The 25089-nt window shown below is 60.8% G+C and carries 21 protein-coding genes; 11 read left to right on the forward strand and 10 right to left on the reverse strand.

Going from position 1 to position 25089, the window contains the following annotated elements:
• The first annotated feature begins 5 nt into the window (after window positions 1–5).
• From ACTJJ7_RS19290 to ACTJJ7_RS19305, 4 genes are all read left to right on the forward strand, one after another.
• The gene (locus tag ACTJJ7_RS19290; protein WP_440968513.1) at window positions 6–1586 is read left to right on the forward strand and encodes an APC family permease; all 1581 of its coding nucleotides are present in this window, start codon (window positions 6–8) and stop codon (window positions 1584–1586) included.
• An 82-nt stretch (window positions 1587–1668) separates the two neighbouring features.
• On the forward strand, window positions 1669–3039 hold the full coding sequence (locus ACTJJ7_RS19295; protein WP_440968514.1) for a glutamine synthetase family protein: 1371 nt from the start codon (window positions 1669–1671) through the stop codon (window positions 3037–3039).
• Between the two features lie 82 nt (window positions 3040–3121).
• Window positions 3122–4507 (forward strand): aldehyde dehydrogenase family protein, encoded by a 1386-nt coding sequence (locus tag ACTJJ7_RS19300; RefSeq protein WP_440968515.1) that lies wholly within the window; start codon window positions 3122–3124, stop codon window positions 4505–4507.
• A 20-nt stretch (window positions 4508–4527) separates the two neighbouring features.
• Entirely contained in the window at window positions 4528–5694 is a 1167-nt protein-coding gene (locus tag ACTJJ7_RS19305; RefSeq protein WP_105733040.1) for an iron-containing alcohol dehydrogenase, read from the forward strand.
• 80 nt (window positions 5695–5774) lie between these two features.
• On the opposite strand, the gene ACTJJ7_RS19310 is transcribed toward ACTJJ7_RS19305, so the two are convergent.
• The 4 genes from ACTJJ7_RS19310 to ACTJJ7_RS19325 all read right to left on the reverse strand — a co-directional run bounded on the left by ACTJJ7_RS19310 (window position 5775) and on the right by ACTJJ7_RS19325 (window position 9817).
• Window positions 5775–6842, reverse strand: coding sequence for an ABC transporter ATP-binding protein (locus tag ACTJJ7_RS19310; RefSeq protein ID WP_105731904.1), 1068 nt, complete (start codon window positions 6840–6842; stop codon window positions 5775–5777).
• A 15-nt stretch (window positions 6843–6857) separates the two neighbouring features.
• Entirely contained in the window at window positions 6858–7649 is a 792-nt protein-coding gene (locus ACTJJ7_RS19315) for an ABC transporter permease (RefSeq protein ID WP_105731905.1), read from the reverse strand.
• Entirely contained in the window at window positions 7646–8461 is an 816-nt protein-coding gene (locus ACTJJ7_RS19320; protein ID WP_425350416.1) for an ABC transporter permease, read from the reverse strand. Before ACTJJ7_RS19320 ends, ACTJJ7_RS19315 begins: the two co-directional genes overlap by 4 nt.
• Before the next feature lie 252 nt (window positions 8462–8713).
• On the reverse strand, window positions 8714–9817 hold the full coding sequence (locus tag ACTJJ7_RS19325) for an ABC transporter substrate-binding protein (protein WP_105731907.1): 1104 nt from the start codon (window positions 9815–9817) through the stop codon (window positions 8714–8716).
• A gap of 460 nt (window positions 9818–10277) precedes the next feature.
• On the opposite strand from ACTJJ7_RS19325, the gene ACTJJ7_RS19330 reads away from it, so the two are divergent.
• Window positions 10278–10976, forward strand: coding sequence for an MOSC domain-containing protein (locus ACTJJ7_RS19330; protein ID WP_440968516.1), 699 nt, complete (start codon window positions 10278–10280; stop codon window positions 10974–10976).
• Here ACTJJ7_RS19330 and ACTJJ7_RS19335 read toward each other — a convergent pair.
• Together ACTJJ7_RS19335 and ACTJJ7_RS19340 are read right to left on the reverse strand one after the other, a co-directional pair.
• On the reverse strand, window positions 10973–12565 hold the full coding sequence (locus ACTJJ7_RS19335) for a DHA2 family efflux MFS transporter permease subunit (protein ID WP_105731909.1): 1593 nt from the start codon (window positions 12563–12565) through the stop codon (window positions 10973–10975). The genes ACTJJ7_RS19330 and ACTJJ7_RS19335 overlap by 4 nt on opposite strands.
• A 26-nt stretch (window positions 12566–12591) precedes the next feature.
• Complete coding sequence (locus tag ACTJJ7_RS19340; RefSeq protein WP_440968517.1) at window positions 12592–13770, reverse strand: HlyD family secretion protein; 1179 nt, start codon at window positions 13768–13770, stop codon at window positions 12592–12594.
• A gap of 145 nt (window positions 13771–13915) precedes the next feature.
• On the opposite strand from ACTJJ7_RS19340, the gene ACTJJ7_RS19345 reads away from it, so the two are divergent.
• Complete coding sequence (locus ACTJJ7_RS19345; RefSeq protein ID WP_105731911.1) at window positions 13916–14590, forward strand: TetR/AcrR family transcriptional regulator; 675 nt, start codon at window positions 13916–13918, stop codon at window positions 14588–14590.
• On the opposite strand, the gene ACTJJ7_RS19350 is transcribed toward ACTJJ7_RS19345, so the two are convergent.
• Complete coding sequence (locus ACTJJ7_RS19350) at window positions 14591–14995, reverse strand: Fur family transcriptional regulator (RefSeq protein ID WP_105731912.1); 405 nt, start codon at window positions 14993–14995, stop codon at window positions 14591–14593.
• A gap of 255 nt (window positions 14996–15250) precedes the next feature.
• On the opposite strand from ACTJJ7_RS19350, the gene aztA reads away from it, so the two are divergent.
• From aztA to zigA, 5 genes are all read left to right on the forward strand, one after another.
• Window positions 15251–16078, forward strand: coding sequence for a zinc ABC transporter ATP-binding protein AztA (gene aztA / locus ACTJJ7_RS19355; RefSeq protein ID WP_440968518.1), 828 nt, complete (start codon window positions 15251–15253; stop codon window positions 16076–16078).
• A gap of 5 nt (window positions 16079–16083) precedes the next feature.
• Window positions 16084–16950, forward strand: a complete 867-nt coding sequence (gene aztB / locus ACTJJ7_RS19360; RefSeq protein ID WP_440968519.1) for a zinc ABC transporter permease AztB — start codon at window positions 16084–16086, stop codon at window positions 16948–16950.
• 22 nt (window positions 16951–16972) lie between these two features.
• Window positions 16973–17908, forward strand: a complete 936-nt coding sequence (gene aztC, locus ACTJJ7_RS19365; RefSeq protein WP_440968520.1) for a zinc ABC transporter substrate-binding protein AztC — start codon at window positions 16973–16975, stop codon at window positions 17906–17908.
• 106 nt (window positions 17909–18014) lie between these two features.
• Window positions 18015–19220, forward strand: coding sequence for a zinc metallochaperone AztD (gene aztD, locus ACTJJ7_RS19370; protein ID WP_440968521.1), 1206 nt, complete (start codon window positions 18015–18017; stop codon window positions 19218–19220).
• A 55-nt stretch (window positions 19221–19275) separates the two neighbouring features.
• Window positions 19276–20496 carry a zinc metallochaperone GTPase ZigA gene (gene zigA / locus ACTJJ7_RS19375; protein WP_440968522.1) on the forward strand — a complete coding sequence of 407 codons (1221 nt, stop codon included), beginning with the start codon at window positions 19276–19278 and terminating at the stop codon, window positions 20494–20496.
• Window positions 20497–20653: 157 nt separating this feature from the next.
• Here the strand turns inward: zigA and ACTJJ7_RS19380 are convergent, their stop codons facing one another.
• From ACTJJ7_RS19380 to ACTJJ7_RS19390, 3 genes are all read right to left on the reverse strand, one after another.
• Window positions 20654–22219 carry a TerC family protein gene (locus tag ACTJJ7_RS19380; protein WP_105731918.1) on the reverse strand — a complete coding sequence of 522 codons (1566 nt, stop codon included), beginning with the start codon at window positions 22217–22219 and terminating at the stop codon, window positions 20654–20656.
• Window positions 22220–22562: 343 nt separating this feature from the next.
• Window positions 22563–23114: a DUF924 family protein gene (locus ACTJJ7_RS19385; protein WP_440968523.1), complete on the reverse strand. Its 552-nt coding sequence runs from the start codon at window positions 23112–23114 to the stop codon at window positions 22563–22565.
• A gap of 26 nt (window positions 23115–23140) precedes the next feature.
• Window positions 23141–24985, reverse strand: coding sequence for a monovalent cation:proton antiporter-2 (CPA2) family protein (locus ACTJJ7_RS19390; RefSeq protein WP_440968524.1), 1845 nt, complete (start codon window positions 24983–24985; stop codon window positions 23141–23143).
• Window positions 24986–25089: the final 104 nt, after the last annotated feature.

Below are 25089 nucleotides of genomic sequence, written 5' to 3' on the forward strand. Positions count from 1 at the left end.
GTGCGATGACACACCAAGATTATACCGACGTGGATAAATCGGAGGACATCAAAGTTCTCCACGGCATGGGCTATGCCCAGGAACTGGAACGGCGCATGAGCCGTTTCTCCAACTTCGCCATTTCATTTTCGATCATCTGCATCCTGTCCGGCGGCATCAACTCGCTGGGACAGGCGACGGCTGGTGCCGGCGGTGCGGCCATCGGCATCGGCTGGCCGCTCGGCTGCCTCGTGTCGGCGGTCTTCGCCATCGCCATGGCGCAGATCAGCTCGGCCTACCCGACCGCAGGCGGCCTCTATCACTGGGGATCGATCCTCGGCAATCGCGGCACGGGCTGGCTGACAGCCTGGTTCAACCTGCTCGGCCTGATCACCGTGCTCGGCGCCATCAATGTCGGCACCTATTATTTCTTCATCGGCGCCTTCGGCACCTATCTCGGGATCACGGATTCCATCACGGTGCAGATCATCTTCCTGATCATCCTGACCGGCATCCAGGCCCTGGTCAACCATATGGGCATCGGCCTCACCGCCAAGCTGACCGACTTTTCCGGCTATCTGATTTTCGCCACGGCGATTGCCCTGTCGGTGGTCTGCCTCGCTTCGGCCAAGTCGTTCGAATTCAGCCGCCTGTTCACCTTCGCCAACTATTCCGGCATGCCGACACCGGCGGCGGACGGAACGATGACCGGCAGCCCGGTCTGGCCGACAAGCTCAAGCCTGTGGGTGTTCCTGCTCGGCCTGTTGCTGCCGATCTATACGATCACCGGCTATGATGCATCCGCCCATACATCCGAAGAAACCGTCAAGGCGGCGCATTCCGTGCCGCGCGGCATGGTTTCGTCGGTGCTGTGGTCGGCCGTCTTCGGCTATATCATGCTGTGCTCGTTCGTGCTGATGCTGCCGAACATGGATGCGGCGGCGGCACAGGGCTGGAATGTCTTCTTCTGGGCGATGGGCGAACAGGTCAATCCTGTCGTCAAGAACATTCTCTACTTCCTGATCTTCATCAGCCAGTTCCTCTGCGGCCTGGCGACGGTCACCTCGGTCTCGCGCATGATTTTCGCCTTTGCCCGCGACAAGGGCCTGCCGGGATCGAGCCTGTTGTCGAAGGTCAGCCCGCAATACCGCACACCTGTCGCCGCGATCTGGACGGGCGCCACCCTGGCGGTGCTGTTCGTTTGGGGTTCGAACATGGTGTCCATCGGTGACACGCCGGTCTATTCGGTGGTGGTTTCCTGCACGGTCATCTTCCTGTTCTTCTCCTTCGCCATTCCGATCGCACTGGGCTTTTTCGCCTGGGGCACGCCGAAATGGAACCGGATGGGGCCATGGAATCTCGGCGAAGGCATGTTCAAGCTGTTCGCCATCCTGTCGATCCTCGCCATGGCGCTGATCTTCATCATCGGCATCCAGCCGCCGAATGAATGGGCGCTGTACATCACCGTCGGCTTCCTGGTGGTGACGGCTCTTGTCTGGTTCGGTTTCGAACGCCGCCGCTTCCAGGGCCCGCCCATCGGCGATGCCGTGGCCAAGCGTGCCGCCGATATTGCTGCCGCTGAAAAGGCCGTCGGCGAACGCGGCTGATTGCAAAAACGGGGGCGGCCGGCTTGAGCCCGCCGCCCTGTCTTTTGACCCAATCCAAATTCTGTTTGAGGATAGACACGAAATGCCCGGACATTGGAGTTTCGACGAATTAAAGCGCCATGTAACCAATGGCGAGATTGACACGGTGCTGGCCTGCTTCGTCGACATGCAGGGCCGCCTGATCGGCAAGCGCTTTCATGCCAGCTTCTTCGTCGACTCCGCCCATGACGAGACCCATGGCTGCAACTATCTCTTGGCCAATGACATCGATATGGAGCCGGTGCCCGGCTACAAGGCCGCCAGCTGGAAGCAGGGCTATGGCGATTTCGTCATCAAGCCCGACCTTTCCACCATCCGCCATATCCCGTGGCTGGAAAAATGCGCGCTGGTCCTGTGCGATATTCTCGACCATCACCATCACGAGGATCTCACGCATTCGCCGCGCGCCATCCTGAAGCGCCAGCTGGCGCGGCTGAAGGATCGCGGCTATCTCGCCTACTTCGCCTCGGAACTGGAATTCTACCTGTTCGACGAGACCTATGAGAGTGCGCGTGCCAAGCACTGGAAGGGCATGACCACCGCATCGCCCTACATCCAGGACTATGTGATCCAGATGACCACCAAGGAAGACGCCGTCATGCGCGCCATCCGCAACGGTCTGTTCGATGCGGGCATTCCCGTGGAAAACTCCAAGGGCGAATGGGGTCCGGGCCAGGAGGAAATCAACGTGCGCTATGCCGAAGCGCTTGAAATGGCCGACCGGCATGTGATCATGAAGAACGGCTGCAAGGAAATCGCCACCCAGATGGGCAAGGCAATCACCTTCATGGCGAAGTACGATTATGCGCTCGCCGGAAGCTCGAGCCATGTGCACAACTCGCTGTGGAGCGCCGATGGCAAGACGCCGCTGTTCTATGACAAGAACGCCGAATACACCATGTCGCCGCTGATGCGGCAGTGGGTGGCGGGGCAGCTGAAGTATGCTGATGATTTCACCTTCTTCCTCGCGCCCTATATCAACTCCTACAAGCGCTTCCAGGCGGGCACCTTCGCGCCGACGAAGAATGTCTGGAGCCTCGACAACCGGACGGCGGGCTTCCGCCTGTGCGGCGAAGGCACCAAGGGCATCCGCATCGAATGCCGCATTGGCGGGGCTGATCTCAATCCCTATCTCGCCTTTGCCGGTCTGATCGCGTCGGGTCTGGCGGGTATCGACGAGAAACTGGAACTCGACAAACCGTTCCAGGGCGACGCCTATGGCGGGGCGCGCTTGCGCGAAATCCCCAAGACCCTGCGCGAGGCGACCGAAACGCTGGCGAAGTCGAAAATGCTGAAGACGGCGCTCGGCGACGAGGTGGTCGAGCATTACGTGCACACCGCCAAGTGGGAGCAGTTCGAATATGACCGCCGCGTCACCGATTGGGAGTTGCATCGCGGTTTCGAACGGTATTGAAGATCACGGCAAAGGCCTGTCCCGCGGCAAGCATTTGCGGGGCAGGGCCAGTTTTTGGAAAACACAGGCTAGAGGTTTACCCATGACCGAGACGGTCAAACTGATCACCCCCATTGACGGCTCCGTCTACGCGGAGCGTCCCGTTGCAACGGACAAGGCCATCGACGCGGCCGTGGAAGCGGCAAGGCAGGCGCAGGCCGGCTGGTCGCAGACCAGCATTGCCGAACGCGGCCGGCTTTGCCTTGCGGCGCTGGATGCGCTGCTTGCCATGAATGACGAGATTGTGCCCGAGATCGCCTGGCAGATGGGCCGTCCGGTGCGCTATGGCGGGGAAAAGGGCGGCGTGGAGGAACGCACCCGCTACATGGTCGCGATTGCCGAACGGGCGCTTGCGCCTGTTATCGAAAATGACAAGCCGGGCTTCCGCCGTTACATCCGGCACGTGCCGCTGGGTGTCGTCATGGTCATCGCGCCATGGAACTATCCGTATCTCACCGCCGTCAACACGATCATCCCGGCGCTGATGGCTGGCAACACCGTCATCCTCAAGCATGCGGCGCAGACGCTGCTTGTCGGCGAGCGTTTCGCCCAGGCTTTTGCTGCGGCCGGGCTGCCGAAAGGCGTGTTCCAGAACATTGTGCTGAACCATGCCCAGACCGAGAAACTGCTGGGGTCGGGCCGGATCGACCACGTCAACTTCACCGGCTCGGTCGGTGGCGGCCGCGCCATCGAAAAGGCGGCGGCGGGCACCTTCATGTCGCTCGGGCTTGAACTTGGCGGCAAGGACCCGGCCTATGTGCTGCCTGATGTCAATCTCGACCATGCGGTGGCCAATCTGGTCGACGGCGCCTTCTTCAACTCCGGCCAGTGCTGCTGCGGCATCGAGCGCATCTATGTGCATGCGGATGTCTATGACCGTTTCGTCGATGGCTTTGTCGACCTGACGAAGCAGTATGTGGTCGGCAATCCGCTGGATGCGGCCACCACGATGGGGCCGATGGCGCAGACGCGCTTTGCCGAACTCATCCGTGAACAGAAGGCGGAAGCCCTGCGCAAGGGCGCCAGGGCGCATGTCAATATGCGCGTTGCCAATGACGCGGCCGGATCGCCCTATCTTGCGCCCGAAGTGCTGACCGGCGTCGACCACCAGATGAGCGTCATGCGCGAGGAAAGCTTTGGCCCGATTGTCGGCATCATGAAGGTGCGCAATGACGAGGAAGCCCTCGCGCTGATGAATGACAGCCAGTATGGCCTGACGGCGTCGCTGTGGACCACCGATACGGACCGGGCCGCCGCCATTGGCGAGCGGATCGAAACCGGTACGGTGTTCATGAACCGCTGCGATTATATCGATCCGGCGCTGGTGTGGACCGGCGTCAAGGAAACCGGCAAGGGCGCCGCCATGTCGGCCATCGGTTACGGCAACCTGACCCGTCCCAAATCCTTCCACCTGCGTGAAGCGATCTGATTTTCTGAAAGAGACACATGATGAGCAAGCTGATCTCCAAATGGAATTACCCGACCACCGTTCGCTTCGGTGCGGGCCGTATCAAGGAACTGCCCGAGGTTCTCGAGGCGACCGGCATCAAGAGGCCGCTGTTCGTCACCGATCCCGGCCTGGCCAAGCTGCCGGTGGTGGCGAGCACGCTGAAAATCCTCGATGACGCCAAAGTTCCCTACGGCGTTTTCTCCGAGGTGAAACCCAACCCGGTCGAATCCAACCTCACCGCCGGCATTGCCGTGTTCAAGAAGGGCAAGCACGACGGCGTCATCGCCTTTGGCGGCGGCTCGGCGCTCGACCTTGGCAAGCTCATCGCCTTCCAGGCGGGCCAGACCCGGCCGGTCTGGGATTTCGAGGATGTGGGCGACTGGTGGACGCGCGCCAACAGCGATGTCATCGCGCCGATCATCGCCGTGCCGACCACGGCGGGGACGGGTTCGGAAGTGGGCCGCGCCGGTGTCATCACCAATGAAGAGACCCACACCAAGAAGGTCATCTTCCATCCGAAACTTCTCCCGGCAATCGTCATCGCCGATCCGGAATTGTCGGTCGGTATGCCCGCCTTCATCACCGCCGGTACCGGCATGGACGCGCTGGCGCATTGCCTCGAGGCCTATTGTGCGCCGGGCTATCACCCGATGGCCGACGGCATCGCGGTCGAAGGCATCCGGCTTGTGTTCGAAAACCTGCCCAAGGCCTATGCCAATGGCAAGGACCTGACGGCGCGCGCCCATATGATGAGCGCCGCGGCCATGGGCGCCACCGCCTTCCAGAAGGGCCTCGGCGCGATCCATTCGCTGTCGCATCCCATCGGCGCGCTGTACGACACCCACCACGGCATGACCAATGCGGTGTTCATGCCCTATGTGCTGGCTTTCAACCGCGATGCGGTGGAAGAGCGCATTGCGCGGCTGGCCAGCTATATCGGCATCAAGGGCGGATTCGACGGTTTTGCCAAGGCGATCCTCAAGCTGCGCAAGGAGCTGAAGGTGCCGCATGCGCTGCCTGGTCTGATCAAGGATCTGAACATGAGCAAGAAGCAGAAGGAACTGATCGCCGACATGGCGATTGTCGATCCGACCGCCGGCGGCAATCCGGTCAAACTGACAAAGAAAGCAGCGCTCAAGCTGCTGGACGAAGCGATTGAAGGATAGGCTCCGGCCTGCTTCAATCGTCAAATTGAAACGGGGTGCTGGCAGCAGCACCCCGTTTTGTTTAGCCATTACGCTGGAAATTAATGCTCCAGAACCAGCAGGTCCTTGGCGGCAAGGCTGACCTTGACATCTTCGCCGGGCACCGGCGGCGGTGCGCTTGGATCGTTGAACGTGTCGAAGGACACGGTGTTCTGGCCGAGCGAGGCGCGGATGCGGATGACCGAGCCAAGGAAATGCACGCTGTTGATCTTGCCGTCCAGCGTCGTCTCGCGGTTGCCGGTCGCGTCGCCGAGGCTCACGGCTTCCGGGCGCACGGCCAGGGAAATCTTGTCGCCTGTTTTGTGGCCGTTGAGCCGCTTCAGGCCGATCGAAACATCCTTGCCGTCGACGGTGATGGTGCCTGTGGCCGCGTCGCGCACAACCGCATCCAGCGTGTTGAGCGTGCCGACAAAGGACGCGACGAAACGCGACGAGGGCTGGTTGTAAATCTCGAACGGCGCGCCGACCTGCTCGGCCTTGCCCTCATACATGACGACGATGCGGTCGGAGATCGACAGGGCCTCTTCCTGATCGTGGGTGACGAAAATCGTGGTGATGCCAAGCTTGCGCTGGATCGCCCTGATCTCTTCACGCAGCGACACGCGGATCTTGGCATCGAGCGCTGACAACGGCTCGTCGAGCAGGAGAACCTGCGGCTTGGTGGCAAGGGCGCGGGCAAGCGCCACGCGCTGCTGCTGGCCGCCGGAGAGCTGGTAGGGGAAACGCTCGGCCAGATGGTCGAGCTTGATCAGCGACAGCATCTCATGCACCGTCGCGTTGATCTCCGCCTGCGGCTTCTTGGCAACCTTCAGGCCGAAGGCGACATTCTGCGCCACGGTCATGTTGGGGAAAAGCGCATAGGCCTGGAACACCATGCCGATATTGCGCTGGTTGGGCTTGAGATTGACGACGTCCTTGCCGCCGATGCTGATCGTGCCCGACGTCGGTGTTTCAAAGCCTGCCACCATGCGCAGCACCGTCGTCTTGCCGCAACCGCTGGGGCCGAGGAAGGAGATGAATTCGCCCTTCTCGATGTCCAGATTGAAATCGTGAACGACCGTCGTGGGTCCAAAACTTTTTTTCAAATGGCTGATGGTGAGAAATGACATTGGCAAGGTTCCCGATTATCGCTTGGTTGCAGCGAGGGATTTGTTGAAACGGGTGACGACCTGGATAAGCCCCATACAAACCCAGGTGATGGCAAAGGCGATGACGGAAAGTGCCGCCGGTTCATAGGCGCGGTTGGCGCCAAGCAGCTGCAGGAACGGCCCGAATGCCGGACGGTTCAGGAGGGCGGCCATGGTGAATTCGCCGATGACGATGGCGAAGGTCAGGAACGCACCCGACAGCACCGCAATCAGCACATTGGGCAGGATGATGCGTGCCATGATGGTTATCCGGCTTGCGCCCAGGCTTTCGGCGGCTTCCGTCATGGTGCGGATATCGATGGCGCCAAGGCCGGTATCGACCGCGCGGTACATGTAGGGCAGCGCCAGGGTCGTGTAGCCGAAGCATAAAAGGATGTTGGTGCCCATGGCCGAACCGGTCAGCGGCAGGATCGATGACGTGTTGTACAGCCTGATATAGCCGAACACGATGACAATCGCCGGAATGACCAGCGGCAGCAGCGTGATGAACTCGATGAACGGCCGCCAGCCCGGCAGGCGCAGGCGTACCCAATAGGCGGTGGGAACGATGAGCAGCACGCCGACGAAAATGGTGGCGATGGCCATGACGACGGAATAGGCGAAGGTCGCCTGGAAGCCGGGATCGCTCAGCACGACCCAATAGGCATCAAGCGAATAGACCCCGCGCCGCATGCGCAGCGAAAACTCAAACAGGCCGATCAGCGGCAGGGCGAAATAGAGGATGCCGAAGGCGAGGGCGACCCAGGACCAGAAACGGTTTTTCTTCATTTGAGCCACCGTTCACTGCGGGCACGCATCCAGATGTAGATGCCGTTGGAAATACCGGTGATGACGATCATGCCGAAGGCCAGGGCATAGCCGAGCTGCGGGTCCTGCAGGACGTCACCGCGAATCTGCGCGTAGAGGACGATCGGCACGATGCTCAGCGATGAGCCGGTCAGCGCATAGGCCGTGGCGATGGCACCGAAGGAATTGGCGAAAAGCAGCAGAATGGTGCCAAGCAGGGCCGGCCACAGGATCGGGAAGGCGACCATGCGCCAGTATTGCGGCCCGGTTGCGCCGAGAATGAGCGCGGCTTCCTTCCATTCCCGCTTCAGCCCGTCCAGCGCAGGCGTGATGATCAGCACCATCAGCGGAATCTGGAAGTAGAGATAGGTGATGGTCAGGCCCCAGAAACTGAGGAGATTGAAGCCGTGGGCGTAGAGATTGAACCCGAAGACGTTGACCAGAAGGTACGTGACGAGGCCGGTGCGTCCGAGTGTGAACAGAAAGGCGTAGGCAAGCGGAACGCCGGCGAAATTCGAGGCAACGCCCGAGAATGTCATCATCGGTGCGCGGATCCAGCTCGGCAGGCCGCCCAAAGTGATCGCAGCAGCAATGCTGAAGCCGATGAATGCGCCAAGCAGCGCCGATGTCAGCGAAATCTTGATCGATATCACATATGCATCGATGATGGACGGCTGGAACAGGTTAACCAGATTGGCGAATGTCAGATTGCCCTGCGCATCCTGAAACGCGCCGGCGACGAGATAGATCGTCGGCAAAACCAGGAACATTACGGCAAACAGGAAGAACGGCATGACGCCGAGCCAGTCAAGCGACAAGCGCTTGCGCTCCTGGGTGGCGGCAGGTGGGATGGAGGAGGTGCTTGCTTCTGAAATCGCACTCATGGATTTTGAAGACCGCTTTCTGAGCTACACTATAGCCGCTGCCGCATCAATTGCGAAGCGAACAAACTGGCCGCCGGTTCAAGCCGAGGCCGCCGCGGGACGCCCTGTCTCTGAAAAGGGGAATCCCCGCGGATGTTTCCACGGGGACCCGGTAGACAGAGATTACTTGACGTTGGCGCCGACAACCTTGTCCCAGCCCTTGGTGATGGCTTCCTTGGCGGCAGCCTGTTCATCAAGCGTCGGGAAGAAGGCCTTTTCGTAGGCAGCAGCCGGCGGCAGCTTGTCGAGGACTTCCTTCGGTACCTTGTTGTTCTTCACCAGATCCTTGAAGCGGGTCGGGTGGCAATAGCCCTTGAGGTAACCGATCTGGCCTTCATCGGAATAGATATATTCCATCCAGAGCTTGGCGGCATTGGGATGCGGTGCGTAGGCGCTGATGGCCTGAACATACACACCGGCAAGAACGCCCGATGCTGGCACAACGACTTCAACCGGCGGGTTGCCCTTGAGTGTGTCGCGGCCGGCAAGCGCATTGTAGTCCCAGTTGATGATGATCGGGGTTGCACCCTGGGCGAGCGTACCGGATTTGCCGATAACCGGAACGAAATTGCCTGCCTTGTTGAGGTCGGCAAAATACTTCAGGCCGGCTTCAGCGGCAGCGGCACCGGGCTTGGCACCGGTCGATGCGCCGGCAGCCTGGACGGCGAGAATCGCCTGGTTGGAAGCGCGCGGATCACCGGCAAGCGCAACGGTATTGGCATATTCCGGCTTGAGCAGGTCAGCCCAATCCTTCGGAACATTCTTGACGATGTCGGTGTTCACTTCGAACGACATGACGCCGTAATAGTCGCCATACCAATGGCCATCGGCATCCTTCAGTTCTGCCGGGATCGAATCCCAGGTGGAAACCTTGTAAGGCAGTGTCAGGCCGTCTTTCTTGGCATCGGGGCCAAAGGAAAGACCGACGTCGATGACGTCAGGCGCCTGCGGGCCCTTGTTGTCCTTGTTGGCCTTGATCGCTTCGACTTCGTCCTTCGATCCGGCATCCGGATTGAGTTCGTTGACGGTCAGGCCATACTTTGCCTTGAAGCCGGCAATGATGTCGCCGTAACCACACCAGTCGTGCGGCAATGCGATCGTCGTCAGCGACCCTTCCTTTTTCGCGGCGGCAACCAGATCGGCTGGTGCGTCCGCGAACGAAAGCGTGGTGCTTGCGAACAGCAGCGCTGTCGATAGAGAGAGCAAGCGTTTTGAAGAAACAACCATTTTAACACCCCTGTTTAAGCGACAAACGTCATTGGCTCTTTTTCGACGTTCCTGCCTCCCGATATAGGGCTCTCATGTCAGTTAGATGACAGGCCCGCGAACGTCTTTTCCTGAGCAGTGGAAAGAAGTGAAACATTTTTTTGGTGGCTTAGCAATTCGCTCGCGCGAGAATTATGACAGTGTCCGGACAGGGCGCGGAATTGCTCCCATAACGACAAAAAGATTGGCGTGAGCGTCACTTAGCCGAATAATGAATGTCGCATTTGATTTCCTGCGACATGCTCGTCCACAAGGACCGGCGGCGGCTCGAAAAATCCGCTTAGCGGACTAACATTATTTTGCAAAAATTCGGGGATCTGCCGCGTCTGGCGGATACCGCGGCACCACCGTTTTCCGGTGGAATCGCGGTGCTGGATTCGGGTCGCAATTCGGCGCAAATCCTGCTAGAAAACCGGGCATCATGACGATCAAAGATTGTACAATCGCACTGCTGACCGGTGCCCTCGCGCCGCTCGGCGACAAAAAAATACCGAGCGGGATCGTAAAAAAGCCGGTCAACGGGCGGCTCTGGCTTGGCGAGACCGGTTTTGAGGGGGATGCGCAGGGCGATCCCGTGCGCCATGGCGGCATCGAGAAGGCCGTCCACCACTATCCCTACGATCACTATGACAAATGGGTTGCCGATATCGGGGCAATCCCCCTGCTCGAACAGGCCGGGGCCTTCGGCGAGAATATATCGACCACCGGGCTTGATGAGACCACGGTGGCGCTCGGTGATGTGTTCCAGCTGGGCGGGGCGCGTGTCGAGGTCTCGCAGGGACGCCAGCCCTGCTGGAAGCTGACCGCGCGTTTCGGCGTCGCCGACATGTCCATGCGGGTTCAGAAAACGGGACGGACCGGCTGGTATTACCGGGTTCTGCAAAGCGGCTATGTCGCACCCGGTGACACGCTGGCGCTCATTGACCGGACTTCGCCCGAGTGGACTATCCACCGGCTGTGGCGCACGCTGTATGTGGACACCATGAACCTCGATGAACTGGCGCAGATGGCCGCGCTGGAACGGCTTCCCGATGGATGGCGCCGCTATGCCGAGCGCCGTCTGGTCACCGGCAAGGTCGAGGACTGGTCAAGCCGCCTCAAGGGCGAACAGGCGGGTTAGTGCCCGCCGCCTCCGCCGCCCGAGGCAGCGGGTGCGGGTTTGCGCATGAGCACGGCAAAGAGGGCGAGCGTGGCGAACAGCATCGTCAGGATATAGAAGACGTCCATGAACGACATCAGCGAGGCCTGCTGGTGCACCATGCCGGAAATCCGGCTGAGCGCGGCGCTTGAGCCGTCAATGCCGCGGGACTGGAAATTCTTGGCCATGCTGGCCATCAGATTCTCGGCTTCCGGATTACCCCAGCGCACTTTTTCGGACAGCTGGGCATAATGCTTGACGCCGCGATCCGTCAAAATCGTGTTGATGACGGCAAGGCCCACGGCGCCGCCGAGGTTGCGCGTCAGGTTGAAAAGGCCCGAAGCGTTCTTGAGGCGGGACAGCGGCAGGGTGCCGAGCGCCAGATTGTTGATCGGCACCATGCACAGCATCAGCGAGCAGCCGCGCAGGATCTGCGGCAGCAGCAATTCGTAGAAATCCCAGTCGGCGGTGAGGCCGGTCATGGTCCAGGTGCCGGCGGCAAAACCGATGAAGCCGATCATCATCATCAGGCGCGGATCCATGCGGTTGGACAGGAAACCGGCGACGGGCGCGGTCATGAACATGGCCAGGCCGCTGACGAACAGGGCTTCGCCGATCATCAGCGCATCATAGCCGCGGATGCGGCCGAGATAGAGCGGATAGAGATAGGTCAGGCCATAGAGGCCGACGCCCATGATGAAGGAGAATACCGAGCCAAAGGCGAAATTGAGGTTCTTGAAGGCGCGCAGATCGACGATCGGCTCCTCGGCGGTGAAGGCACGGTAGAAGAACAGCAGCGCGCCGATGACAAGAACGATGGCGAAGAAGAAGATGGTGCTGTCCTGCAGCCAGTCATTGCGCGGGCCCTCCTCGAGCACATATTCGAGCGAGCCGAGAAATGCGCCCATGCCGGCCAGGCCCCACCAGTCGAACTTGCTGAACAGTGACTTGTCGCCCTTGTCGAAGTCGATGAGGTTCCAGGCGGCAAAGGCAACGATAATGCCGGGAATGACGTTGACGAGGAACAGCCAGTGCCAGGAAAAGGCGTGGCTGAGATAGCCGCCGACGGTCGGTCCGATGGTCGGCGCAAGCGTTGCCACGAGGCCGATGATGGGCGAGACGATCGAGCGCTTGGAAGGCGGGAAGATGGTGAAGGCTGCCGCGAACACGCTGGGGATCATGCCACCGCCGATGAAACCCTGGATGGCGCGGTAGACGATCATCTGGTCGATGTTGGAGGCGGTGGCGCACAGAATGCTGGCCGCGGTGAAACCCGCCGCGGAAATGGTGAAGAGGACGCGCGTCGACAGGAGCCGGCCGAGAAAGCCGGACAGCGGGATCATGATGACTTCGGCGATGAGATAGGAGGTCTGGACCCAGGAAATCTCGTCGGAGCTTGCGCTCAGACCCGCCTGAATTTCGGCAAGCGACGCCGACACGATCTGGATGTCGAGAATGGCCATGAACATGCCGAAGACCATCGCCACGAAGGCGATGGCTTTCTTCGGATCGATATGGTCGGACGGCACGGCCGGTGCCGCTGGCTTTCCGCTGATGGTCGTGCTCGACATGATCCGGGTTCCGCTGCTGGGGACGCTTACTTGGCCGGTGCCGTGCGGGTATCGACGTCAACGATGACGCTCAGGCCCGCCTGAAGCCTGCCGGATGCCAGAATGTCGGCGGGCAGGGCAATGCGCACCGGCACGCGCTGGACAACCTTGGTGAAGTTGCCCGTGGCATTTTCGGCCGGGAGCAGCGAGAAGACGGCGCCCGATGCCGGAGCAATCGAGGCGACGGTGCCTTCAAACGTGTCACCGGAGAGCGCATCGACCCGTACCCGCACCTTTTCGCCCGGCACGATGTCACGCAGCTGCGTTTCCTTGTAATTCGCGTCGATATAGAGCGAATTGACGGGAACGAGGGCGGCAAGCCGCTGGCCGGGGGTGACCAGATCGCCCTTCTTGGCCGAGAGATTGCCGACGACGCCATCGAGAGGCGCGCGGATGACGGTGAAGGAGAGGTCGCGGGCGGCCTTGTCCTTGCTCAGCTGCAGCGAGGCAATGGAACCCTCGGCTTCCTTGTACTGGGCTTCGAGCACACCGACATTGGCAACCGCCGCAGCGATCTGGGCATCGGCGGAAACGAGGTTCGCCTTGGCCTGATCCAGCGCGGCGGTGGCGTCGTCGAGCTGGGACTGGGAGGCAAAACGCGTCGCATGCAGCTGGCCGGCGCGGGTTGCGGCGGCTTCCGCATTGGTCAGAACCGCCTGTGCGGCGACCTTGCCGGCTTCGACCTGCTTGACGGATGCCTTGGCAGCTTCCGTCTGGGCCTGGATGCGCAGAAGCGTCAGGCGCTGTGTCGCGATCTGCGCCTCGGCCTGTTCTTCCGCGATGGTATAGTCGCCATTGTCGAGTGTGATCAGCGGATCGCCCGCCTTGACGCGCTGGTTGGCAACGACGTTGATCGTATCGATATAGCCGGTGATCTTCGGCGCAATGGCCGTGATGTCGCCCTGGATGTAGGCGTCGTCTGTCGAGACCATGAAGCGGCCCGTTGTCCACCATTCATGGCCATACCAGGCACCGGCGCCGACGGCAGCGACAATGATGACGGGCAATATGAAGCGCTTCACCGAGCGTTTTGGCGGTGCCGGGGTCGTGGCGGCCACCTCATGCTGCGGGGCTTCACTTTTCGCCGGTGCTTCCACCTTGGAAGCAGGGGCAGGTGCAGGGAACTGACGAATCTCAGCCTCGTTGGTGGATTTCGGCGCGGACATAGAGGGCTCTTTCTACAGATGTTCAATCTGAAAACTGATTGAACCAATCGGTTCGATCGTTGACATAGCGCAAATGAGAGCGCATATCAAGGGGATCGAACCGCTTGGTTCGAAAAAGAATCAAAAATGAGGAAACTTGACTAATATGTCGTCTACCAAGGCATCCGTTGTGGACCCAGGCATGACCGCTTCCGAACGCCCCGGCCGTCTGGCCGCAGGGCAGGACCCCGTCAAACGGCAGCAGATACTGGATGGGGCCAATCGCGTCTTCTCGCAGATGGGCTTCGATGCGGCCAGCATGAATGACATCACCCGTGAGGCGGGCGTGTCCAAGGGCACGATCTATGTCTATTTCAACAACAAGGAAGAGCTGTTCATCGATCTGTGCCAGCAATATAAGGCGGCACTGTTCGACGGCATCTACCAGGCGCTGGAGAGCAATAACAGCGACCTGCGCGAAGCCTTGATCCAGTTCGGCATCTCACTGTCGACGCTGATTACATCGAATGCCGGTATCCGGGCGCAGCGCGTCATCATCGGCGTGGCGGAGCGCATGCCCTCCATGAGTTCCAGCTTTTACGAAAAGGGGCCGAAAAAGGGTCTTGCCCTGATGCGCGCGCTTTTGGACAAACATGTCGCTGCCGGATCTCTCGCGATCGAGGATACGGAGTTGGCAGCCTATCAGCTTTCAGACCTCTTCCATTCGGGCCTGCTGCGCCGCCGCCTGTTCGGCCAGATGGAGCTGGAACCGGAGCCGGAGCAGATCCGCAAGACCGTGACGGCGGGCGTCGACCTGTTTCTCAAGGCCTACAAGGCCTGATCAGGCGGTGCCGCAAGCGGCGCAGACGCCGCGGATTTCGATTGTCGTCTTGGTCTGTTTGAACCCGTTCTGGGAGGTCCATTCCCGGACCCTCTGGGTGATGACATCGTCGGAAAATTCCGAGACCTGCCCGCATTTCTCGCAGATGGCGAAGGCGATCATGCCATGATTGTGGCTGTGATTGTGGGGATGCGCGCAGGCGACGAAGGCATTGATGCTTTCGAGGCGGTGGACCATGCCGTAGTCGAGCAGTTTTTCCAGGGCGCGGTAGACCTGCAGCGGTGCACGGAAACCGTCGCCGCGCAGCTGGTCGAGGATGGTGTAGGCGCTCAAGGGGCCTTCGGCGCGCGACAACGTATTGAACACCAGCGCCTGGTTCTTCGTCAGCTCATGGGCGGTTGTCATTGCCTTCGGGTCTCCTGAAAGTGCACTTCCAAGCAGCTATCGCGTGAAACAGCGGCAAACAAGTCTCTTTTCGCAAAATCTGCTCTCCTTAAGATAGGTGGCGGCGCTGTTGACTGCCAGTGGATAAATTATTTGTCCCGTTCTCAAAATCGCCATTGTTGACTAATGTAATAACATCACATATCGAGACGTCAAGAAAACACGTGATGGGTGTGAGCCGTTGAACTTCCCTTATCACGTGCATGCGGATGTATCATGACCGACCAATGCCTGACCTTTCGTGACCTTACCCTTGGCTATCGCAGCCATCCGGCCGTTCATCACCTGAGCGGCGTGGTTGAGCGCGGGTCGCTGACCGCCGTCGTGGGGGCGAACGGTTCGGGCAAGTCGACGCTGATGAAGGGTATCGTCGGTGTTCTCAAGCCGATGTCGGGTTCCGTCGTGGTCGAGAAGGACATCCGTGTCGCCTATCTGCCGCAGCAATCGGAGCTGGACCGCTCGTTTCCGGCACGGGTCATCGATCTCGTTTCCCTGGGGCTGTGGCCGAAGCGCGGCCTGCTTGGCCGCTTTACCGCCGGCGATCGCGAGCAGGTTTCAAGGGCATTGATGGGTGTCGGGCTGGGCGGCTTTGAAAAGCGCCCCATCGACAGTCTTTCCGGCGGGCAATTGCAGCGCGCCCTGTTTGCCCGGGTGCTGGTGCAGGATGCCGATCTGATCCTGCTCGATGAACCGTTCAATGCCATCGATGCCAAAACGGTTGGCGATCTCATTGCGCTGATCAAGCGCTGGCACGGCGAAAAGCGCACCATCATGGTCGTGGTCCACGATCTCGACCTGGTGCGGGAGCATTTCCCCGAAACCCTGCTTCTGGCGCGCAAGCCCATTGCCTGGGGTGCCTCGCGGGAGACGCTTCGTCCTGAAAACCTGCTGCATGCCCGCCAGTTCCATGAGGCCTGGGCCGAGAGTGCGCCCTGGTGCGAGGATGACGCGCAATCGTCCGCCGCCGGCGGTCACAATCATGATCATGTGCATGATCATCCGCACCATGCCCATCATGATGGCCACAGCCGGGCAGGGGCCTGATCCGGATGTATGATTTTCTCATCGCACCCTTCGTCGACTACAGCTTCATGCAGCGCGCCCTGCTCGGTTCGCTGGCGCTGTCGCTCAGCTCCTGTCCCGTCGGCGTGTTCCTGATGCTGCGGCGGATGAGCCTGACCGGCGATGCCATGTCGCATGCCATCCTGCCGGGTGCTGCCGCCGGTTTCCTGCTCTACGGATTGCAGATCGTGCCGATGACCATTGGCGGGCTGATCGCCGGGGTGATCGTGGCGCTTGGCGCCGGGGCGGTGTCCCGCTTCACCATCCAAAAGGAAGACGCCTCGATGGCTGCCTTCTACCTGATATCCCTCGCGCTGGGGGTGATGATCGTTTCGCTGCGCGGCTCGAATGTCGACCTGATGCATGTGCTGTTCGGCACGGTCCTTGCCCTCAACAACGAAGCGCTGAGCCTGATCGGCCTGATCTGCGGCGTCAGCATCGTGACCCTCGCCATTTTCTGGCGCGGCCTGGTGGCCGAGTGCCTTGATCCCCTGTTCCTGCGCTCGGTCAGCCGCATCGGCACGCCCGTGCATTTCATCTTCCTGGCGCTGGTGGTGCTCAATCTCGTCGGCGGCTTCCAGGCGCTCGGGACGCTGCTGTCGGTCGGCCTGATGATGCTGCCTGCCGCCGGCGCCCGCTTCTGGACGACCCGTGTCGGCCCGATGTGCGCCGTCGCCATTCTTATCGGGGTCATATCCTGCATCGCGGGCCTGCTGATCTCCTATCATTTCGCCCTGCCGTCCGGCCCGGCGATCATCCTTTCCGCTGGCGCGATGTATATCGCCTCCATTCTTGCCGGCTCACGCGGCGTTCTCAGCAGCCGCATGCGTTCCCACCGCCACAGAACCGCCTAAACCCAGATAAAGGAGACTATCAATGCACAAGGCTTTCACATTCGCCACGGCTTTAAACGTTATACTATTACTTGGTGCGGGTTCTTCCACGGCCTTTGCTGCCGAGTTGAAGGTTGTTTCCAGCTTTTCCATTATCGAGGATTTTGCCAAGAATGTCGGCGGCGACAAGATTTCCCTGACCAACCTCGTCGGCCCGAACGGCGACAGCCATGTCTATGAGCCCAAGCCTTCCGATGCGGCGGCACTGGCAAAGGCCGATGTCGTTCTGGTCAATGGCCTGGGGTTTGAAGGCTTCCTGCCGCGTCTGGTCGAGGCCAGCGGCACCAAGGCGCCCATTGTCGAATTGACCAAGGGTGTCGAACCGCTCAAGGCGCAGGAAGAAGAGGAAGGGCACGCGGAGGCCGGCGGCGAACATCACCACCACGGTGCATTCGACCCGCATGCGTTCCAGTCGATTGCCAATGCCAAGATCTATGTGAAGAACATCGTTGATGCCTTCTGCAATGCCGACAAGGCGAATTGCGACACCTACAAGAAGAATGGTGCGGACTATACGAAGAAGCTGGATCAGACCGAGATCGACGTGAAGGCCGGTATTGCCGCCATTCCGGAGGCCAAGCGCCTGATCATCACCTCCCACGATGCATTCGGCTATTTCGAGCATGCCTACGGGCTGAAGTTCCTGGCGCCCGAAGGTCTTTCAACGGATGCGGAGCCGTCCGCTGCCGATGTCGTCGCGCTGATCAAGCAGGTCAAGGAAGACAAGGCCTCGGCGATCTTCGTCGAGAACATCACCAACCCGCGCCTGATAGAGCAGATCGCCAGCGAGACCAAGCTGAATGTCGGCGGCACACTGTTTTCCGATGCCCTGTCGGAACCGGGCGAAGGCGCCAGCACCTATATCGACATGATGCACCACAATATCAGCGCCTTCAAAAAGGCCATTCTCGGCAGCTGATCGGCCGAAGCGGAAAAAGCGGGGGATGACTCCGCTTTTTTCATTGGCACGAATGTAATGTTATTACATTATCTCAGCGGACTCCCACGACGCATAAGGAACAAGCATGTCACGACATCTGAAAAAAGTTTTGCCCCTCGCCATGGTCCTCGGCTTTGCCGCCTTGCCCGCACTGGCCAATGAGCAGACCGCCTGGCGCGTTTTCGTCTCCGATCATGCGGAGCCGACCATCCGCGTGCTCGACCCGCGAACCGGCGGGATTGTCGATACGTTCAAGGTGAAGGCACCGGCCGGGCTGTCGCTGTCCGACAGCGGGAAAACAATTTTTGCGGTACAGCGGGACGGCGGCGAGGTGGCGGTCCTGTCGACCGGGATTGCCGTCGAGGACCACGGCGCCCATGGCGATCTCAAGGTCGAGGCGCCGAAACTGCTTGATCTGAAGCTGGAAGGCCAGCGGCCTTCGCACTTCGTCGATCACAACGGCAACATCGCCCAGTTCTTTGACGGCGATGGCGTGGTGAAGGTCGTCAGGGAAAAGGATGTGCTTGCCGGAAAAACCGATGTGCGCAGCATCAAGCTCGCGTCACCGCATCACGGCGTTGCCGTCTCCTATGGTGGCGCGGTGCTGGTGACGGAGCCGCACCCGGAAAAGCCGGTGGATGAGCTCCCCATCGGCATCAAGGTTCTCGGCGGCGACGGCTATCCCGTCGGCGCGCTGCATGCATGTCCCGACCTGCATGGGGAAGCGTCGTCCGGCAATATTCTGGCCATCGCCTGCAAGACCGGGTTGCTTCTGGTCAAATCCGGCGCGGATGCGCCCGAGATCAACCATCTCGCCTATGCGTCATCGCTGCCTGACGGCAAGATCACCACGCTTCTCGGCGGCAAGGGCTTGCAGTATTTCCTCGGCAATTACGGTCCGCAGGCGGTGGTGCTGGTCGAGCCGGGCAATGCCGAACCGTTCCGCCGGATCGAACTGCCCGCCCGCCGCGTGCATTTCGCCGTCGATTCGGCGCGCCCGCGGTTCGCCTACATCTTCACCGAGGACGGGCAGCTGCATCAGCTGAATGTCATTACCGCCAAAATCGAACAGTCGATCAAGCTGACGGAACCCTACAGCATGGATGGTCACTGGAGCCTGCCGCGGCCGCGCATCGCCGTTGCCGGTGACGAGATCATCGTCAGCGATCCCCTGAAGAGCCGTCTGCACGTGATCAAGGCGGCCGCCTTCGCGAAGGACCGCGAGGTCGCACTCGAAGGCAAGCCTTTCAATGTCGTGGCCGTCGGCGGCTCCGGCGAAGTTCACGACTGACGTTATCCGGCCTGCTGCGGCCCTCGCGGCAGGCCATTCCAAGAGGGCAATAGCCATGCACAACACAGCCATACCCAACCGCCTTCCGGTCACGGTGCTCTCGGGCTTTCTCGGAGCCGGCAAGACCACTTTGCTCAACCATATTCTCAACAACCGCGAGGGGCGGCGCGTTGCCGTCATCGTCAACGATATGAGCGAGGTGAACATCGACGCCGCGCTTGTACGCGACGGCGGCGCCAATCTTTCGCGCACCGATGAACAATTGGTCGAAATGACCAATGGCTGCATCTGCTGCACCTTGCGCGATGACCTGCTGCAGGAGGTGGAAGCCCTGGCCAAGCAGGGACGTTTTGATTACCTCCTCATCGAGTCGACCGGCATTTCCGAACCGTTGCCGGTGGCCTCGACCTTCGATTTCCGTGATGAGAACGGCCGCAGCCTGTCCGATGTGGCAAGGCTCGACACCATGGTGACCGTGGTCGACGCGGCTAATCTGCTGAAGGATTACGCCTCGGCGGATTTTCTGAAGGACCGGGGTGAATCGCTCGGCGATACCGACAACCGTACGTTGGTGGATTTGCTTGTTGATCAGATCGAGTTTGCCGATGTCATCATCCTCAACAAGATTTCCGACTCGTCCCTGTACGACCGCGATCTGGCGCGCAAGATCATCCGCGCGCTCAACCCGGATGCAAAACTCATCGAGACGGATTTTGCCGACGTGCCGCTGGATGAGGTGCTCAGTACCGGCCTGTTCGACTTCGACAAGGCGCAGGAGCATCCGCTCTGGTTCAAGGAACTCAACGGCTTTGCCGACCATGTGCCGGAGACCGAGGAATATGGCGTCCGCTCCTTCGTCTACCGGGAGAGGCGTCCGTTCGATCCGCAGAAATTCCAGGCCTTTCTCGACAAGAACTGGCCCGGCGTCATCCGCTCGAAGGGATTCTTCTGGCTGGCGACGCGGCCGGATTACGTCGGCGAACTGAGCCAGGCGGGTGCGCTGGTGCGCGCGGAAAAACGCGGCCTGTGGTGGTCGTCGATCCCGCGCAACCGCTGGCCGGAGCATCCGGAATGGCTGAAATCCATGAAACCCTACCTGCACAAGGTCTGGGGCGACCGGCGGCAGGAGATTGTCTTCATCGGAGTCGATCCGATGAACGAAGTGCATCTGCGGGCGCAATTGGACGCGTGCCTGGTGGATGCGGAGGCGTTCACGCCGGGTAAATGGGAGGACCTGTTCGACCCATTTCCCAGCTGGGCGCGGCAGGCCGCCTGATTTTGGCCGGATTGATCGGGTTATCGCTTGCGCGTCGCACGATAAATACGACGATCACACCGTTGGGACCATTGGCCAAATCCATCGCGTCGTGTTGACGGGCGATGCCTCATTCCCGTCCCGGGGTCAGCCGGGGCGGGAATATTTTTGGGCAGGATCAAATATAAGCCGCCGTCTCCGTGGGCGAAATCCGCACCTTGCCGATGTTGCGGCCGTCCATTTCGACGATTTCATACGCGTAATCATCGACTTTCAGCTTTTCGCCCTGGGCCGGGATGTGGCCGAGATTCCACAGGATGTAACCGGCCAGCGTCGTGTAGCGGTCGCCGTCATCGACGAGATCGCGTTCGATCAGACCGCCGAGGCGGCGGATGTCGATATAGGCGTCCACCACCATGCTGCCGTCTTCCGACCGCTCGAGGATCGGGCTTTCCTCGCCTTCGTCCGGGAAGTCGCCGGCAATGGCCTCGAGAATGTCGGTTGGCGTGACCACGCCCTCGAATGAGCCATGTTCGTCGAGAACAATCGCCATCTGCACCGTCGTGCCGCGCAACTGCTCCATGACGCGCAGGACATTGGCATTTTCATGCAGGATCAGCGGCTGGCGGGTGACCTTGTCCCAGTCGATCTTGCCGCCGTCGAGAATGGCGAACAGCAGGTCCTTGGTCAGGGCGACGCCGACAAATTCATCGACCCGTCCCCGGGCGAGGACCACGCGGCTATGGGAGAGCGTGCGGATTTCCGCCAGCAGTTCCTCGTTGGTTTCATCAAGGTCAAGCCATTCGACCTCGTTGCGCGGCGACATGATGGAGCGCACCGGACGCTCCACCAGGTCGAGTACGCCGCGGATCATTTCCTTTTCTTCCGGATGGAAGACTTCACCGGCGGCTGTCTGCTCGGCAATCACATCCAGCGCATCCGAGTGGTGGCTGGCATCGCCGGTCCGGCCGCCGCCCAGAAGGCGCAGCACCGCGCCTGCCGTGCGGTCACGCAGATCCATCGTGGTGATGCGCTTGTCGCGGTTATGCCGTCCAACCTGATTGGCAGCTTCGATGAGCACGGAGAAGCCGATGGCGGCGTAGAGATAGCCCTTCGGAATATGGAAGCCGAAGCCTTCGACGATCAGGCTGAAGCCGATCATCATGAGGAAGCCGAGACAGAGGATCACAACGGTCGGATGACGGCTGACGAAGGCCATCAGCGGCTTGGAGGCCAGCATCATCACGCCCACGGCGATGACGACGGCGATCATCATGACTTCCAGATATTTCACCATGCCGACGGCGGTAATCACGCTGTCGAGCGAGAAGACGGCGTCGAGCACGACAATCTGGGCGATGACCTGCCAGAAGACCGCATGGACACCATTGGATTCCTTGGCGGACATATGGCCTTCAAGGCGCTCGTGCAGCTCCATGGTGCCCTTGAACAGCAGGAACAGGCCGCCGACAATCAGGATGAGGTCGCGCCCCGAGAAACCGAAGCCCGCCACGCTGAAAAGCGGCGTGGTCAACGTCACCACCCAGGAGATGGAGGCGAGCAGTGCCAGGCGCATGATGAGGGCGAGGGACAGGCCGACGATGCGCGCGCGGTTGCGCTGGCTGGGCGGCAGCTTGTCCGCAAGGATGGCGATGAAGACGAGGTTGTCGATCCCGAGTACGATCTCGAGCACGATCAGCGTGGCGAGACCAATCCAGGCATTGGGGTCGGCAATCCATTCCATTGGGAAGTCGGTTCCTTCTAAGAGATACGGGTCAGTGCACGGCATGGCGTGCGGATGCGGCTGGGAAAGCCAGCGCACATCCGCCCGCAATGCAGGCCAAATCGAATTTTGGGGAGATAAACGGGAGTTGTTGCTGACGCTGCACGGGCAGAGTCAGCTTGCTTCGCAAGTCCGGACTTGGAGGCTCTTCAGATTGTTCGTCCGGCATCGAGGCGCGGTCAGTCCCTGTTTGACTGGCGTCATTGGTGAAAATTACGGGTGCCAGGTGCGCTTATAATGGCAGTCTGCACGGCTGCGTTCAAGAGGATGTGGCGAAAATTCGGCAGCGGGGCAGGAAATCCGCCTACCCGGCAAAGCCGCCCGCATCGAGGAAAGTCTGTTCTTCCGGCGTGGATTTCCGCCCGAGAATGGCGTTGCGGTGGGGAAACCGGCCAAACCGGCGGATGATATTGTAATGATCTTCGGCCCATTCGAGCTGGCTCGGGGCCGATGCGGTGTAAAGCTTCACGCAGCGCAATTGCTCATTGATATCTTCCGAATGCATGAAGGGCAGATAGAGAAAGCCGCGCACGGACGGCTCGAGGGCAAGATCGTGGCCTCTTTCCAGCGCCTCTCCGGCGTAATGGCGCGCCAGCGAGTCCGTCGCATACATGTGACCGGTGCCGCGAAAGCAATTGCGCGGGAACTGGTCAAGCAGGATCATCAATGCCAGCGCGCCATCGGCGGTCTCGATCCAGTGGTTATAGTCGCGCCGGGCGGCGGCGAAATGCCTGTCGAGAAAGGTCTGGCGGAAGGTTTCGTCAAACGCCGCGTCCTTCTTGAACCAGGCGTCGGCACCGGCCTTGCGCCAGAAGCCGACAATACCGTCGATGATCGCCTGATCGGTTTCAGCCATTGCTTGTCCTTCCATGGTGGTTGCAATCAGTTTGCACTGTCGGCGGTTTGCGCCGCCGGCAGCACGCGGGCGGTTTCTTCGCTCAGAGCCCGGCCGGATTGCCGAGGTTTGACCAGGGGTCCTGGAACCGGTGCATTGCCCTTCATCAGGTCATTGCCGGCATGGATGCCGCCGGCAAGCTGCAGGTCGAGGCGTTCGGCATCACGCTGGCGCACGTCGCCGATGATCTCCGCTGCTTCCTCTGGCGCGACGCCGAGGCCGATGAGCGTGTTCTCGCCAAATGACAAAGCGGACTCGAAGGTTTCGCGGATCTGATACTCGACACCGGCCTTGATCAGCGCCAGCGTGTTGCCGCGGTCGAAGGAGCGGGCATAGACCTGCACAAGCGGATATTCCGCCTTGATATGCTCGGCGATGGCGAGAATGGTGTCAGGCTTGTCGACACAGATGAGGACGGCTTGCGCGCGGCCTGCGCCGGCGGCATGCAGGATATCGAGACGGGTGCCGTCGCCGTAATAGACCTTGAAGCCGAATTCGGCTGCCGCCTGGATCATTTCGATGTCATTGTCGATGATCGAGACATCGACGCCGCGCATCAGCAGAGGCTGGCTGGCGATCTGGCCGAACCGGCCGAAGCCGATGACGAGGACACTGCCCGACAGGCCTTCCGCGACATCGACGCCATCGAGCGACTGTTTTTCGCGCGGCAGGATATAGCGCAGGCCGATGATGGCGATCGGGGTCAGCACCATGGAGATGATGATGATGGCCGTCAGCATGGCATTGGCGCGGCCATCGAGAATGCCGACCGAGGTGGCGGTGGAATAGAGCACGAAGGCAAATTCGCCGCCCTGCGCCATCACGACGGCGCGCTCCAGCGCTTCCGTGTGGGACGAGCGCATCAGGCGGGCGACGATATAGATCGCGATGCCCTTCACCACCATGAAGGCGGCGACATAGAACAGCACGCTGCGCCAGTTGGTGGTGACGACGCTCAGGTCCAGCGACATGCCGACGGCGAGAAAGAACAGGCCGAGCAGGATGCCGCGGAACGGTTCGACATCGGCTTCGAGCTGATGCCGGAAGGTGGATTCGGACAGGAGGACACCGGCAAGAAAAGCGCCCATCGCCATGGAGAGGCCGCTGACCTGCATGACGAGCGCGGCGCCGAGCACGACGAGGAGCGCGGCGGCGGTCATGACCTCGCGTGCCCGCGACTGGGCGAGGAAACGGAAGAGGGGATTGAGCAGGTAACGGCCGGCGACGATGAGGCCGACGACCGCGCCGACACCAATGCCGATATCCATCCAGCGCAGGCCCGACGGCGGCGCGTCGGTGGCGGCGATCGGCGCGAGGAAGGCGACGAGGGCGAGAAGCGGCACGATGGCAAGGTCTTCCAGCAGCAGGATCGAGACCATGCGCTGGCCCTTGGTGCTCGATATCTCGCCGCGCTCTTCCAGCAGTTGCATGACGATGGCCGTCGACGTCAGGACGAAACCGGCACCGGCGACGAAGGATATGGCGACGGGAAAGCCGGTGGCGATGCCAACCCCGGTGAGCAGGAGTGCACACACGCCGACCTGCAGGGCGCCAAGGCCGAAAATCTCCTTGCGCAGGCCCCAGAGGCGGGAGGGCTGCATCTCAAGGCCGATGATGAAGAGGAACATGACGACGCCAAGTTCGGCGACGTGCAGGATCGTCTGCGGATCGGAGAAGAATTTAAGGCCGAAAGGCCCGATCACCAGACCGGCGGCGAGATAGCCGAGGACGGAACCAAGCCCGAGCCGCTTGAAGACGGGCACGGCGACAACGCCTGCTCCCAAAAGCACGACGGCACTGAGAAGGTCCGGTCCGTGAAGCTCCGCTGCCATTGTATCTCCCGCCATTGGTTGTGCTGCTGGTGACCAGAGGTAAAGCGCCGGGGCCTGGCAGGCAAGGGATTTGAGCTTGCGGATGGTTTATCACCCCCCTCTGC

Source organism: Phyllobacterium sp. 22229 (assembly GCF_052056495.1).
GTDB lineage: Bacteria > Pseudomonadota > Alphaproteobacteria > Rhizobiales > Rhizobiaceae > Phyllobacterium > Phyllobacterium myrsinacearum.

What these genes read in the sequence shown, in the direction of transcription:
- ACTJJ7_RS19335 (WP_105731909.1), bottom strand. Translation starts at nt 12,565, where the DNA reads ATGTCGAGCACGACCATCAGCGGAAAGCCAGCGGCACCGGCCGTGCCG.
- aztD (WP_440968521.1), top strand. Translation starts at nt 18,015, where the DNA reads ATGTCACGACATCTGAAAAAAGTTTTGCCCCTCGCCATGGTCCTCGGC.
- ACTJJ7_RS19320 (WP_425350416.1), bottom strand. Translation starts at nt 8,461, where the DNA reads ATGCCGTTCTTCCTGTTTGCCGTAATGTTCCTGGTTTTGCCGACGATC.
- ACTJJ7_RS19390 (WP_440968524.1), bottom strand. Translation starts at nt 24,985, where the DNA reads ATGGCAGCGGAGCTTCACGGACCGGACCTTCTCAGTGCCGTCGTGCTT.
- aztA (WP_440968518.1), top strand. Translation starts at nt 15,251, where the DNA reads ATGACCGACCAATGCCTGACCTTTCGTGACCTTACCCTTGGCTATCGC.
- ACTJJ7_RS19310 (WP_105731904.1), bottom strand. Translation starts at nt 6,842, where the DNA reads ATGTCATTTCTCACCATCAGCCATTTGAAAAAAAGTTTTGGACCCACG.
- ACTJJ7_RS19300 (WP_440968515.1), top strand. Translation starts at nt 3,122, where the DNA reads ATGACCGAGACGGTCAAACTGATCACCCCCATTGACGGCTCCGTCTAC.
- ACTJJ7_RS19305 (WP_105733040.1), top strand. Translation starts at nt 4,528, where the DNA reads ATGAGCAAGCTGATCTCCAAATGGAATTACCCGACCACCGTTCGCTTC.
- ACTJJ7_RS19295 (WP_440968514.1), top strand. Translation starts at nt 1,669, where the DNA reads ATGCCCGGACATTGGAGTTTCGACGAATTAAAGCGCCATGTAACCAAT.
- zigA (WP_440968522.1), top strand. Translation starts at nt 19,276, where the DNA reads ATGCACAACACAGCCATACCCAACCGCCTTCCGGTCACGGTGCTCTCG.
- aztC (WP_440968520.1), top strand. Translation starts at nt 16,973, where the DNA reads ATGCACAAGGCTTTCACATTCGCCACGGCTTTAAACGTTATACTATTA.
- ACTJJ7_RS19315 (WP_105731905.1), bottom strand. Translation starts at nt 7,649, where the DNA reads ATGAAGAAAAACCGTTTCTGGTCCTGGGTCGCCCTCGCCTTCGGCATC.
- ACTJJ7_RS19345 (WP_105731911.1), top strand. Translation starts at nt 13,916, where the DNA reads ATGTCGTCTACCAAGGCATCCGTTGTGGACCCAGGCATGACCGCTTCC.
- ACTJJ7_RS19340 (WP_440968517.1), bottom strand. Translation starts at nt 13,770, where the DNA reads ATGTCCGCGCCGAAATCCACCAACGAGGCTGAGATTCGTCAGTTCCCT.
- ACTJJ7_RS19385 (WP_440968523.1), bottom strand. Translation starts at nt 23,114, where the DNA reads ATGGCTGAAACCGATCAGGCGATCATCGACGGTATTGTCGGCTTCTGG.
- ACTJJ7_RS19350 (WP_105731912.1), bottom strand. Translation starts at nt 14,995, where the DNA reads ATGACAACCGCCCATGAGCTGACGAAGAACCAGGCGCTGGTGTTCAAT.
- ACTJJ7_RS19325 (WP_105731907.1), bottom strand. Translation starts at nt 9,817, where the DNA reads ATGGTTGTTTCTTCAAAACGCTTGCTCTCTCTATCGACAGCGCTGCTG.
- ACTJJ7_RS19380 (WP_105731918.1), bottom strand. Translation starts at nt 22,219, where the DNA reads ATGGAATGGATTGCCGACCCCAATGCCTGGATTGGTCTCGCCACGCTG.
- aztB (WP_440968519.1), top strand. Translation starts at nt 16,084, where the DNA reads ATGTATGATTTTCTCATCGCACCCTTCGTCGACTACAGCTTCATGCAG.
- ACTJJ7_RS19290 (WP_440968513.1), top strand. Translation starts at nt 6, where the DNA reads ATGACACACCAAGATTATACCGACGTGGATAAATCGGAGGACATCAAA.
- ACTJJ7_RS19330 (WP_440968516.1), top strand. Translation starts at nt 10,278, where the DNA reads ATGACGATCAAAGATTGTACAATCGCACTGCTGACCGGTGCCCTCGCG.